This is a genomic window from Corynebacterium sp. 335C (assembly GCF_053525695.1).
This window is the reverse complement of sequence record NZ_JASTTB010000002.1, coordinates 610,783-623,299: the sequence shown is the minus strand read 5'-3', so window position 1 is coordinate 623,299 and position 12,517 is coordinate 610,783. Positions and strand designations below refer to the sequence as shown.

Genomic DNA, 12,517 nt, shown 5'->3' with positions numbered 1-12,517 from the left:
AAGGATTTTGTATGTTACTCGCATGCCCCCCATCACATCCCGCCCGCGCCGCCACAGTTCGGCGGACACCCGCGCCCGCATCGTCGAGGTCGCGAAGGGCTACTTCACGCGCAAGCCCTTCGCCAAGGTCTCGCTGAAGGAGATCGCGGAGGAGGCCGGCGTCAGCGCCCCGCTCATCATCAAGTACTTCCAGACGAAGGAGGGGCTGCTGCAGGAGCTGGTCGACTTCACGCCGATGCGCGACGTCATCTGCGACGTGCCCTTCGAGAGGATCGGCCGTTCCCTGGCCGACGACGCGGTCAACGCCGACCGCTCCTCCACCTCGTCCCTCATCACGCTGCTGATGGCCACCGCCGGCAGCCCGACGGCCGTGACCACCGTGACCGACGCCTTCCAGGAGACGATCGGCGGCGCGCTGTTCGACCGCATCCGCGACGAGGCCCCGGGCGTCACCTCCGACAACGACGCCGAGCAGCGCTGCCAGTACGCCCTGGCGATGTACAACGGCCTCGGCACCGTCCTGGTTGACTTCACCCGCGGCATCCCCTTCGAGGCCGCCGCCGTCGCCTCCTACGGCGACCACATCCAGCGCGTGCTGGAGACGCCGACCGAGGTGCCCTCCGAGGGCTGAATCACGGTGCGGTGCGGCGGGGATCACGCCACCCGCCCGCCCGCGGATACGCGGTTCGGGCCCCGTGCCCGGTAACATCCCGCGCGATGAACAACAACGATTCCTCCGAGGCCAGGGTCGGCCACCACGTCACCGACGACCACGCCGACCACTCGACGAACCACCCGCCGCTGACGCCCGGCTCCTTCGTGGCCAACGCCGTCCGCGGCGCCCTCATCGGCATCGCGGAGACCATCCCCGGCGTCTCCGGCGGCACGATCGCCCTCATCACGGGCATCTACGAGCGCCTCATCTCCTCCGCCAAGTCGCTCACCGACGTCCCGAAGGAGCTGGTGACCGGCGGCGACTGGCGCGGCGCCGTCAAGCGCGTCGACTGGTGGCTGCTCGTGCCGCTGGCGCTGGGCATGGCCGCGATGGTGTTCTCCATCGCGGGCCTGATGGAGTCCTTCGTCACCGACCACCCGATCGCGTCGAAGGCCCTGTTCTTCGGCATGATCGCCGCCTCCGTCGTCATCCCGTTCCAGGAGATCCGCCCCGGCGAGCTCGACCGTCCGGGCATGAAGGGCAAGGCCGCCGCGGTGTTCATCGCGTTCGCGGTCGCCCTGTTCTGGGTGACGTCCATCCCGTCGGCCGCGCCGACCGACCCGTCGCTCATCCTGGTGTTCTTCGCCGCCGCCGTCGCGGTGTGCGCCCTGGCCCTGCCGGGCGTCTCGGGCTCCTTCTTCCTCCTCCTCATCGGCCTGTACGCGCCGACCATGGCCGCCGTCGACACGCTGAACATCCCGTACCTGGCGGCGTTCATGCTCGGCGCCGTCACCGGCATCGCGTTGTTCGTGCGGTTCCTGGAGTGGATGCTGGAAACCCACCACGCGCTGACGCTCGTCGCCATGGCGGGCCTCCTGCTGGGCTCCCTGCGCGCGCTGTGGCCGTGGCAGGGCGAGGACGGCTCCCTTCAGGCGGTCGGCCCGGAGTGGCCGATGGCCCTGGGCCTGTTCGTCCTCGGCGCCGCCGTCGTCGGCGTCGTCGCGTGGGCCCAGACCCGCTTCTCCTCCGACGAGGACGCGAAGTAGTATTTCCGCGGACCGCCGCACCGGCGGCCGCCACGCCCCCGTAGCCCAATTGGCAGAGGCAGCGGATTCAAAACCCGCACAGTGAGGGTTCGAGTCCCTCCGGGGGCACCGACGCGCCCCGCCCGGTTTTCCGGGCGGGGCTTTCCCGTGCCCGGCCGCGCAGTCGGGTCGGGGCCTCACCGCGTCCGCCCCGCGGTCGGGCCCCTTCCCGAACCGGCTCCCCCGCGCGGGGCTTGACCGGTGCCGGCCCCTCCCGAAGGGCCCGTTTTCCGCGTACCCTGTTGCTGTCCTGCGCGGTCGCGCGGGCGGCCGCCGGCGCCCCGGGCGCGGGCGGCGCCGACGAGCACGGAAAGAGGAGCATCGACGTGAACGAGCGCGATCCCCGCGGCGGAGGCCGTTCGGGCCGCACCGCAGCCACCGCACTGGCCGTCGCCGCGCTGCTGGCCGGCGGCGTGGCCCTGGTCCTGCCGCCGATGCTGTGGGGCGCCGGGGTCCTCGTCCCCGCCCTGCTCCTGGCCGCCGGCCTCATCCTCCCCGCCGCGTGGTGGCTCGTCCACGAGCGCCGCGAGGTCCGCGCCGCCAACGACCCCGAGGCGCCGGCCGCCGTGATGGACCGCCGCTGGCGCTTCGTCGCCCCGGCGGCCGCGGTGCTGGCGCTGCTGGGCCTCGGCGGCATCGGACTGTCGACGAACGCGGTGCCGGAGCTGCCCCGCATCCTGCCGGAGAGGACGAAGGAGGCGCCGCCGAGCCCCTCCTCCTCGTCGAGCTCCTCCCGCCCCGCGTCGACCGGCTCCTCCTCCGAGGTGACGTCCACGACGACCGTGACGTCGTCCACGGAGTCCTCCACCTCGACCTCCGAGTCCGAGTCGGAGTCGGAGTCCACCTCGACGTCGACGACGACGTCCACCTCGGAGACGGAGGAGCCGACGACGTCGTCGACGACGCCGCGCCCGACCGAGCCGACGACGTCGCAGCCCGAGCCCACGACGACCTCGCAGCCGGAGCCGACGACGACCACGACCCGGCCGACCACCACGACCACGACGACGCAGCCGCCGACGACGACCACGCCGACGTCGGAGCCGGAGCGGATGCGCGGCGTCCCGGCGACGCCGGAGACGCCGAGGACCCCCGACACGCCGGAGATCAGCGCGGGCCGCTGACGCGCCCCGCAGACCCCACCGCCGCCCGGGCCCCGCACGCCCGCCGCCGTCCCGACCCCGCGCCGCGCACCGCACACCGCGCACCCCCACCGCGCCCCGCATACCGCGCACCGCGCCGTTCCGACCCCGCGCCCGGCGCCCCACCCACCGACCCCAGGAGCAGCCCCACCATGGACGACCAGCCCACCGGCCCCGTCACCGACGAGGAGATCTTCCGCGCGCACGAGGGCGGCAAGCTCATCACCGCCTCCCGCATCCCGCTGGACTCCCGCCGGGACCTGTCCATCGCGTACACGCCGGGCGTGGCGCGGGTCTGCGAGGCGATCCACGATGACCCGGAGCTGACGCGGACCTACACGTGGGCCGGCGGCAACGTCGCGGTCATCAGCGACGGCACGGCGGTGCTGGGCCTGGGCGACATCGGGCCGCGGGCGGCGCTGCCGGTGATGGAGGGCAAGGCGCAGCTGTTCGGCCGGTTCGCGGGCATCAACGCGGTGCCGATCGTCCTGGACACGACGGACATCGACGAGCTGGTGGCGACGATCGCGAACCTCGCCCCGTCGTTCGGCGGCATCAATCTGGAGGATATCTCCGCGCCGCGCTGCTTCGAGGTGGAGCGCCGCCTGGACCAGCGGCTGGACATCCCGGTGTTCCACGACGATCAGCACGGCACGGCCATCGTCATCACGGCGGGCCTGCGGAACGCGTGCCGCCTGTTCGAGCGCGAGCTGGGCGACCTGCGCATCGTCATCTCCGGCGCGGGGGCGGCGGGCGTGGCGACGACCCGGATGCTGCTGGCCGCCGGCGCCCGCGACGTCGTCGTGTGCGACTCCCGCGGCATCATCCACCGCGACCGCGGGCCGCTGAACGACGTGAAGTCGTCGCTGGCGGAACTCACCAACCCGCGGGGGCTGCGCGGCGGGATCCGGGAGGCGCTGCGCGGCGCCGACGCGTTCATCGGCGTCTCCGCCGGGCACCTGACGGAGCAGGACGTCGCCGTCATGGCCGACGACCCGTTCCTGTTCTCCCTGGCCAACCCGGATCCGGAGATTCCGGTGGAGATCGCGCGGAAGTACGGCGCGGTCGTGGCGACGGGCCGCTCGGATCTGCCGAACCAGATCAACAACGTCCTGGCATTCCCGGGCATCTTCCGGGGCGCGATGGCGGCGGGCGCCCGCACCATCACCGAGTCGATGAAGCTGGCGGCGTCGCGCGCCATCGCGACCATCGCGCACGAGGGGCTGTCGGCCGACGCCATCATCCCGTCACCGCTGGATCCGCGGGTCGCCCCGGCGGTCGCGGCGGCGGTGGAGGCCGCCGCCCGCTTCGACGCCGCCTCGGGCGCGCAGCCGGCCGACGGCGCGCAGTAGCGCGCCCGTCCCCCGCGCGCGTCGCCGGGGCCGCACGCGGGGACCGTCGCAACGCACGTGACGCATCCGCGGGTGCTGCTTTGCGACGGCTCCCGCCCGCGCGGCGGGCGTCGTCACGCGCCCCCTGGGCCCGCCGGGGGTGGGCCCCACCCCCGTCCGGGCGTGCGGCGCCGCAACCTGCGGCGCAATGCCGGGGGCGGAACCGGGGGCGGGTAGCATGACCCGCATGACCACACCCCGACGCGGCGCCCGAGGCGCGGCGGGCGGACGGCTGCGGCGGGGACTCCTCGCGGCCTGCTCCGCCGCCGCGATCCTCCTGGGCGCGACGGCGTGCGTGACCAACGAGGTGGGCGGGCATCCCGATGGCTGGGAGGAGATCCGGCCGGAGCCCGTACCGGAGATCGCGGCGATGGTCCCGGAGGACATCAGGTCCTCCGGGAGGATCGTCATCGGCACCAACCCCCCGTTCGCGCCCGCGGAATTCAAGGACTCGTCGGGCGAGATCATCGGATTCGACATCGATCTCGCCCGGGCGGTCGCCGACGTGATGGACCTGGATCTCGTCGTCCAGGAGCAGGAGTTCACCATGATCCTGCCGTCCATCTCCGGCGGGACCGTCGACTTCGGCGCCTCCGGCTTCACGGACAACGAGGAGCGGCGCAAGACGTACGACTTCGTCAACTACCTCGAGGCCGGCCTGCAGTGGGCCCGCGTCCCCGGCAACGACGTCACCCCGGACAACGCGTGCGGCCGGGAGGTCGCCGTGCAGCGCGGCACCGTCTCCGACCTGGAGGACCTGCCCGCGATCAGCCAGGCGTGCGTCGACCGCGGCGAGGCGCCGGTGAAGAAGCTGGCGTACCCGGACTCCGCGTCCGCGGCCACCGCCGTGGTGCTCGGCCGGGCCGACGCCCTGTCGGCGGACTCCCCCATCTCCGCGTGGGCCGTCACCCGCGCCGACGGGAAGCTCGAGCTGGCCGGCGACCTGTACGCCGGCGCCCCCTACGGCTGGCCGGTGCCGAAGGGCGACCCGCTGGCGCCGGCGCTCGCCGCCGCGCTGCAGCACATCATGGACACCGGCGACTACGACCGCATCCTGGACATGTGGGGCGTCTCCGCGGGGGCGCTGCCGCAGGCCACCATCAACGGAGAGGAGCTCCAGTGAGCGACGCGACCCGCGCAGAGGCGCGGCCCCCGAGGCGGGAGGCCACCGCCGCGGAGCTGAACCAGGAGATCAAGGCGAAGCCGCTGCCCCGCCCGGGCCGCTGGATCGCCGCGATCGTCCTGCTGGCCCTGGCCATCTGGTTCGTCGTCGACGCCGCCGGGCGCGAGGCGTACCGGTGGGACGTCTACTTCCGCTTCGTGTTCGACACCCAGATCGCCGAGGCCGCGCTGCACACGCTGGCGCTGACCGTGCTGGCGATGATCATCGGCATCGTCGGCGGCGCCGTCCTGGCGGTGCTGCGCATGTCGCCGAACCCGGTGCTGTCGGCCATCGCCTGGGTCTACCTGTGGATCTTCCGCGGCACCCCGATCTACGTGCAGCTGGTGTTCTGGGGCCTGCTGGGCACCATCTACCAGTCGGTGAGCGTCGGCGGATTCGCCGAGGTGAACCTGGAGGACGTGCTGGCCAACACCTTCGTCCTCGCCGTGCTGGGCCTGGGCCTCAACGAGGCGGCGTACATGGCGGAGATCGTCCGCGCCGGCCTGCAGGCCGTGCCGGAGGGCCAGACGGAGGCGTCGAAGGCGCTGGGCATGAGCTGGTGGCAGACGATGCGGCGCACGGTGCTGCCGCAGGCGATGCGCATCATCATCCCGCCGACGGGCAACGAGTTCATCTCCCTGCTGAAGACCACGTCGCTGGTCATCGCCGTGCCATACACGGCGGAGCTGTACGGCCGCGCCACCGACTTCGCCAACGAGATGTTCCTGCCGGTGCCGATGCTGCTGGTCGCCGCGACGTGGTACCTGGTCATCACCTCCATCCTGATGGTGGGCCAGCACTACCTGGAGCGGTACTTCGCCCGCGGCGCCACCCGGCAGCTGACGGCCCGCCAGCTGGCGGCGCTGGCGGACGCGGAGGGCGTGCCGCCGGCCAACACCCGCGTCGTCGACGCCGACGAGCGCAAGTTCAACGAGGAGGATCCGCGATGACCGCGACGACCCCGGCCCGCCCGATGGTGGAGGCCCAGCGCGTCCGCAAGTCCTTCGGCCGCCTGGAGGTGCTGAAGGGCGTGGACCTGACGGTGCCGAAGGGCTCGGTGACGTGCCTCATCGGCCCGTCGGGCTCCGGCAAGTCGACGCTGCTGCGCTGCGTCAACCACCTGGAGAAGATCACGGCCGGCCGCCTGTACGTCGACGGCGACCTCATCGGCTACCGCGAGCGCGAGGGCGTCCTGCACGAGATCTCGGAGCGCGACGCCGCGAAGCAGCGCGCCGACATCGGCATGGTGTTCCAGTCCTTCAACCTCTTCCCCCACCGCACGGTGCTGGGCAACATCGTGGAGGCGCCCGTGCACGTCAAGGGCGTCGACGCCGCGAAGGCGGAGGACGAGGCGATGGAGCTGCTGCACATGGTCGGGCTGGCCCACAAGGCCGACGCCTACCCGGTGCAGCTGTCGGGCGGCCAGCAGCAGCGCGTCGCCATCGCGCGCGCCCTGGCGATGAAGCCGAAGCTCATGCTGTTCGACGAGCCGACCTCCGCCCTCGACCCGGAGCTGGTCGGCGAGGTGCTGAACGTCATGCGGGGCCTGGCGGACCAGGGCATGACGATGATCGTCGTCACCCACGAGATGGGCTTCGCCCGCGAAGTCGCCGACCAGGTGGCGTTCATGGAGGACGGCCGCATCGTCGAGATCGGCGAGCCCTCCGCGGTGCTCGACGACCCGGCGAACCAGCGCACCCGCGACTTCATGTCGTCGCTGCTCTGAGGCCGGGATTCCGGTTCGCCGGTCCCCCTCGCCTCCGGGGCCGCCGGCCGCGCGGCGGACGCGCGGCCGGCGGCCCCGTCGTCATGCGCGGGGCGTGCGCGGGGCGCGGGGCGCGCGTCGGTTGCGCGGTGCGATCGGGTCACCGCGGTCACGTGTCTTTTGCGTGACGACGGCGACCGCCCCGGCCACGGGGCCGGGGCGGGTCCCGTCGTCACGCGAGCTGCGTCAGACCGCGCACGAGGGTGACCGCGGCGCTCGACGCCGCGAGGCCGAGGGCGATGCGGCGGGCGACGGGCATGGGCACCCGGCGGGCGATGCGGGTGCCGGCGACGATGCCCGCGAGCATGCACAGGAGGGCAGCGGGCCACACGTACCAGGGCACGTCCATGATGACGGGCAGGCCGCCGGAGAAGCCCTTCGTCGCCAGGGACACCACGCCGGAGACGAAGAACAGCGGCTGCAGCGTCGCGGAGAACGTGCGCTGCTGCCACTGCGCCGCCTGGGCGTAGACGGTGATGGCGGGCCCGGCGATGCCGGCGAGGGTGTTCATGAAGCCGCCCGCGGCACCCGCGGCCAGGGCGTAGCCGGCGCCGTCGACGCGGCGCTGGGTGCGGCGGAACGTCGTCACGCCGAGGCCCAGCAGGACCAGGCCGCCGATGAGGATCTGCAGCACGGGCGTGGAGGTGTTCATGACCACCCAGGCGCCGGGGATGGAGCCGACGATCATGACGGGGCCGATGAGCCAGAAGCGGCGCCATTCGATGTGCTCGCGGACCGACCAGCTCTGGAACACGGCGTTGACGGCGGCCAGGACGTTGATGATGAGGACGCCGGCGACGGGGCCGACCAGGAGGCTGAGCACGGGGGCGCCGATGAGGCCGAGGCCCATGCCGGAGACGCGCTGGAGCAGCGCGCCGACGAGGACGACGGCGAGGATGACGACCAGTGCCACGGCTCCGAATTCCATGGGCCGATGGTATCGCCCCGGGGCCGATCCCGATGACGCAGGTCAGGCCCCTGCAAATGACAATCGTTTTCACCTATGGCGACAATAGTTTTCAACGTGCTTTTTCCATTAATCGGGGCTTTAATGGAAACCGAAGGAAGGGCCCGCCCCTCTCACGGGCCCGCCGACCACGAGGAGGAGATCACGATGACCGCCACCGTCCACCCGAACCACGACCACGTCCACGGCCCCGACTGCGGCCACGTGTCGTTCAAGCACGGCGACCACATCGACTACGCCCACGACGGCCACATCCACCGTGAGCTGAACGGCGAGTGGGTCGAGTGCGAGACCCACGACCACGTCCAGGCCGAGGATCACGGCGACCACGTCCACGGCCCGGGCTGCGGCCACGTCGCCGTCCCCCACGGCGATCACGTGGACTACGTCCACGACGGCCACCGTCACGCCGCCCACGGCGACCACTACGACGAGCACTAGGCCGTGACCCCGCCGCCGGCCCGGGTGCACGGGCCGGCGGCACCCCGCGAGGGGCCTCCCCATGACGGCGAACCCCGCGGCGGACGAGAGTCCGCCGCGGGGTTCTTCGCGTGCGCGGGGTTCTTCGCGTGCGCGGGGCGCCGCTCCCCCGCGCTACTCCTCCGCGCCGGCGCCGGAGTCGACGGCGCCCGACCCGCCGGAGCCGCCGGCCGCGCCGGAGCCGGAAGACCCGGAGCCCGACGAGCCGGAACCGGACGACGAGCCCGACGACGAGGACGAGCCCGAGCCGGAGCCCGTCGCGTCGTCGGTCGCGGTCGTCGCCGACGTCGTCGTCTCTTCCTCCGGCGCCGTCAGCTCGACGCTGCCGGGATCGGCGGGCTCGACGTCCGGGCGGAACGGGTTCCACCACGTCGGCACCGCGTCGTCACCTGCGACCTCGCCCCAGGCGGGCAGGGATTTGTACAGGCGCTGGCCCATGCGGGCCATGATCGCGTCGACGGCCTCGTTCCAGGAGCCCTCGAACGTCGTCATCGCGCCGAAGGCGATGGCGCCGCCCGGGGTGTAGAGGATGCCCATGTCGTGGGCGTGCTCGGCGGTGTCGCCGGTCTTCTGCGCGGACTGGCCGACGTAGCCGCCGGTGCGCTGCCAGCCGCCGGAGGTGAAGATGCCGAGGAGCTGGCGGGCGTCGTCGACGCTCATGAAGTCCTCGTACGGGTCGCCGTCGGCGGCCTCCTGCAGCCGGGTCATGAAGATGCCGGCGGCCTCCGGGGAGATGGTGTTGCGCTCGCCCGACTCGCTCGGGATGAAGAGCTTGTTGACGATGTGATACTCCGGCGGCACGCCCATCGACTCCAGGAAGTCGTTGATCTCGTCGAAGCCGCCGACGGCGTCGATGAGCGCGTTGGCCGACGTGTTGCACGAGTAGCTGGAGACGTTCTGCAGCAGCTGGCCGACGGTGTACTGGCCCCAGCCGGCGACCGATACCGGCACGATGTCGTCGCCGTCGACGGTCACCGTCTCCGTCAGGTCGTCGCCGAACTTGTGGACCGCGGTGGCCATGACGGCGGCCTTGATCGTCGACGCCGCGTACACCTCGTCCAGCTCGCCGCCCTCGGCGGTGCGCCCCTCCTCCGGGCCGCCGACGACGCGGACCCACACGCCGAGGTCGATGCCGTACTGCGCGGCCTCCTCGACGGTGTCGTCGATGATCTCCTGGGCGTCGGCCCACTTCTGCTCCTGCAGCGTCTCCCACGGCTTCGGCGGCGGGCCGTCGTCGGCCGGGCCCCGCTCCTTCACGCAGGCGGACAGGGAGCCGCCGGCGAGGAGGACGGCCGCCGCGAGGGCGGCGGCGCGGACGCGGGCGGGGCGCGCGGGGAGGGGGCTCATCGGAGGGGCTGGCCTTTCGGGGACACCTGCATTGCGACGGAGTGAGGGTATCGGGGCTCCCGACATGGGTCCGCCCCGGCTCCCCCGAAAGGGGGCCGGGGCCGGTTCCGTCCGCGACCTGCGCGGACGGGCCCTCCGCCGCCGCGCGGATCGGGCGGATCCGCGAGATGGCGTCGGGCGGGCGGGATACCGCCCTAGATGATGCCCTGGGCGAGCATCGCGTTGGCGACCTTCTTGAAGCCGGCGATGTTGGCGCCGATGACGTAGTCCTCGTCGTGGTCGTACTCGGCGGCGGTCTTCTCGCAGGCGGCGAAGATGTTCTCCATGATGCCCTTGAGTCGCTGGTCGGTGTAGTCGAAGGACCAGGAGTCGCGGGTGGCGTTCTGCTGCATCTCCAGGGCGGAGGTGGCGACGCCGCCGGCGTTGGCGGCCTTGCCCGGGGCGAAGTGGATCTTCGACGCGCGGAACTTCTCGACGGCCTCCGGGGTGGACGGCATATTGGCGCCCTCGGCGACGTAGCGGCAGCCGTTGTCGATGAGGGTCTGGGCGTCGTCGCCGTTCAGCTCGTTCTGGGTGGCGCACGGCAGGGCGACGTCGCAGGCGACCTTCCAGATGTTGCCGTGCTCGTGGAACTCGGCGCCCTCGGCCTCGGCGACGTACTCGGAGACGCGGCCGCGGCGGACCTCCTTGATCTCCTTGAGCAGCTCGACGTCGACGCCGTCCGGGGTGGAGACGTAGCCGGAGGAGTCGGAGAAGCCGACGACGGTGGCGCCCAGCTGCTGCGCCTTCTCGATGGCGTAGATGGCGACGTTGCCGGAGCCGGAGACCAGCACCTTGGCGCCGTCGAGGGACTCGCCGTGGGACTTCATCATGCGGTCGGTGAAGTACACGGTGCCGTAGCCGGTGGCCTCGGTGCGGACGAGGGAGCCGCCCCAGGTCAGGCCCTTGCCGGTGAGGACGCCGGACTCGTGCTCGTTGGCGAGGCGGCGGAACTGGCCGAACAGGTAGCCGATCTCGCGGCCGCCGACGCCGATGTCGCCGGCGGGGACGTCGCGGTACTCGCCGATGTGGCGGTGCAGCTCGGTCATGAACGACTGGCAGAAGCGCATGATCTCCAGCTCGGACCGGCCCTTCGGGTCGAAGTCGGAGCCGCCCTTGCCGCCGCCGATGGGCAGGCCGGTGAGGGAGTTCTTGAAGATCTGCTCGAAGCCCAGGAACTTGATGATGCCGAGGTTCACGGACGGGTGGAACCGCAGGCCGCCCTTGTAGGGGCCGAGCACGGAGTTGAACTGGACGCGGAAGCCGCGATTGACCTGGACGTTGCCGGCGTCGTCGACCCACGGGACGCGGAAGATGATCTGGCGCTCGGGCTCGCAGAGCCGCTGGACCAGGCCGTAGTCGCCGTAGTGCGGGTCCTTGCGCAGGACGATCTTCAGGGAGTCCAGGACCTCGGAGACGGCCTGGTGGAACTCGGGCTCGCCGGCGTTGCGGCGGAGCACCTCCTGGTAGAAGTCGGCGACCCTCTCATCGACGTTCAATGATTCACCTTTCTGCACGGCCCGCCGGGGTCGTCGTCCGGGGACGTGCGGCGGCCGGTGGTGTGCGGTGCGCGCAGGTCGGTTCCGGGCGGCCTCTCGGCCGGGACGGGATTGAAATGCCGGATGCCATTCTTTCACGGTGCGGCCCCCTTGGGAAACGGGAGTGTTAAATCCGCGCTACGATTGACGCCGCCGAAATATGACCCAGCTCACCTTTTACGATCCTGAAACACGGCGGAAACGGCGCGGATGCACGTCGACCCGCCCCACGCGGGCGGCGCGGGGCGGGTCGGGGGTGCCGCGGGGGCGGCGGATGGGCGGGGCCCCGGCGGCGGGCCGGCTCCCCTCCGGGGGAGGTGCGGCCGCCGTGGCGGCCAGTCCGTGACGGGCCGGGCAGCTAGCCCGGCCGCCGCGACGGTCAGGGCAGGACGTTGACGGCCCAGGGGTAGGTCGCGATCTCCTCGATCGTGTCGTGCACGTCGCGGATGGCGGGGTCCGGCGGCAGGTCCTTCTCCGGCGTCAGCAGCTTCGCCAGCTGCATGGTCAGGGAGTTGAGGGAACCGTCGACGTCGCGCACGGTCAGCTCGTAGCGCTTGACGACGCGCCCCGCGCACTCCTCGTCCGGGTGCTGGCGCTCCCACTGCTCCACCAGCTGGGCGTCGTCGTCGGCGTCGGCGACGGCGACGTCGGCGCCGGAGAGGCGCCCGTCGGCGATGAGCTGGTCGAGGCGGGCGCGGAACGCGGTGGCGAGGGCGTCGGCTCCGTCGGCGGGTACGAGGCAGTCGAAGACGATGGCAGTCATGCCGGTGAGGTTAGCCTTGCAAACCCCGGCCCGCCACCCCCGCGGCGCCGCCCGCGGGACCGCGCGGGCGCGGCCGCGCATCCGGCGGGACCGCCGCGGCGCGGTCGCCGTCGTCACGCGCACCCGCATCCCGCGCACCGCACCCGCACCCGCACCCCTCGGTCCGCCCCGCGTCCGCCGGTA

The 12,517-nt window shown here is 72.4% G+C and carries 12 protein-coding genes and 1 tRNA gene; 9 read left to right on the top strand and 4 right to left on the bottom strand.

Going from position 1 to position 12,517, the window contains the following annotated elements; translation table 11 throughout:
- Positions 1 to 22 precede the first annotated feature (22 nt).
- The 8 genes from QQS41_RS09675 (at position 23) to QQS41_RS09640 (ending at position 7,161) form a co-directional block, all read left to right on the top strand.
- Positions 23 to 631: a TetR/AcrR family transcriptional regulator gene (locus QQS41_RS09675; RefSeq protein WP_448852490.1), complete on the top strand. Its 609-nt coding sequence runs from the start codon at positions 23 to 25 to the stop codon at positions 629 to 631.
- A gap of 86 nt (positions 632 to 717) precedes the next feature.
- Positions 718 to 1,701: a DUF368 domain-containing protein gene (locus QQS41_RS09670; RefSeq protein ID WP_448852489.1), complete on the top strand. Its 984-nt coding sequence runs from the start codon at positions 718 to 720 to the stop codon at positions 1,699 to 1,701.
- 34 nt (positions 1,702 to 1,735) lie between these two features.
- A tRNA-Leu gene (locus tag QQS41_RS09665) sits at positions 1,736 to 1,809 on the top strand.
- 257 nt (positions 1,810 to 2,066) lie between these two features.
- Positions 2,067 to 2,864: a hypothetical protein gene (locus tag QQS41_RS09660; RefSeq protein WP_448852488.1), complete on the top strand. Its 798-nt coding sequence runs from the start codon at positions 2,067 to 2,069 to the stop codon at positions 2,862 to 2,864.
- A gap of 170 nt (positions 2,865 to 3,034) precedes the next feature.
- On the top strand, positions 3,035 to 4,234 hold the full coding sequence (locus QQS41_RS09655) for an NAD(P)-dependent malic enzyme (RefSeq protein ID WP_448852487.1): 1,200 nt from the start codon (positions 3,035 to 3,037) through the stop codon (positions 4,232 to 4,234).
- Positions 4,235 to 4,460: 226 nt separating this feature from the next.
- Positions 4,461 to 5,396: an ABC transporter substrate-binding protein gene (locus QQS41_RS09650; RefSeq protein WP_448852486.1), complete on the top strand. Its 936-nt coding sequence runs from the start codon at positions 4,461 to 4,463 to the stop codon at positions 5,394 to 5,396.
- 56 nt (positions 5,397 to 5,452) lie between these two features.
- Entirely contained in the window at positions 5,453 to 6,385 is a 933-nt protein-coding gene (locus tag QQS41_RS09645) for an amino acid ABC transporter permease (protein ID WP_448852564.1), read from the top strand.
- Entirely contained in the window at positions 6,382 to 7,161 is a 780-nt protein-coding gene (locus QQS41_RS09640; RefSeq protein ID WP_448852485.1) for an amino acid ABC transporter ATP-binding protein, read from the top strand. Before QQS41_RS09645 ends, QQS41_RS09640 begins: the two co-directional genes overlap by 4 nt.
- Before the next feature lie 211 nt (positions 7,162 to 7,372).
- Here the strand turns inward: QQS41_RS09640 and QQS41_RS09635 are convergent, their stop codons facing one another.
- Entirely contained in the window at positions 7,373 to 8,128 is a 756-nt protein-coding gene (locus QQS41_RS09635) for a sulfite exporter TauE/SafE family protein (protein ID WP_448852484.1), read from the bottom strand.
- 186 nt (positions 8,129 to 8,314) lie between these two features.
- Between QQS41_RS09635 and QQS41_RS09630 the strand changes: the two genes are divergently transcribed.
- Positions 8,315 to 8,608 carry a hypothetical protein gene (locus QQS41_RS09630; RefSeq protein ID WP_448852563.1) on the top strand — a complete coding sequence of 98 codons (294 nt, stop codon included), beginning with the start codon at positions 8,315 to 8,317 and terminating at the stop codon, positions 8,606 to 8,608.
- A gap of 153 nt (positions 8,609 to 8,761) precedes the next feature.
- Here QQS41_RS09630 and QQS41_RS09625 read toward each other — a convergent pair whose 3' ends face one another.
- The 3 genes from QQS41_RS09625 to QQS41_RS09615 all read right to left on the bottom strand — a co-directional run bounded on the left by QQS41_RS09625 (position 8,762) and on the right by QQS41_RS09615 (position 12,334).
- On the bottom strand, positions 8,762 to 9,994 hold the full coding sequence (locus tag QQS41_RS09625; protein ID WP_448852483.1) for a serine hydrolase: 1,233 nt from the start codon (positions 9,992 to 9,994) through the stop codon (positions 8,762 to 8,764).
- A 194-nt stretch (positions 9,995 to 10,188) separates the two neighbouring features.
- A complete protein-coding gene (gene gdhA, locus QQS41_RS09620) occupies positions 10,189 to 11,532 on the bottom strand; it encodes an NADP-specific glutamate dehydrogenase (RefSeq protein WP_448852482.1) in 1,344 nt (447 codons plus the stop codon).
- Positions 11,533 to 11,950: 418 nt separating this feature from the next.
- Positions 11,951 to 12,334 carry a hypothetical protein gene (locus QQS41_RS09615; protein WP_448852481.1) on the bottom strand — a complete coding sequence of 128 codons (384 nt, stop codon included), beginning with the start codon at positions 12,332 to 12,334 and terminating at the stop codon, positions 11,951 to 11,953.
- Positions 12,335 to 12,517: the final 183 nt, after the last annotated feature.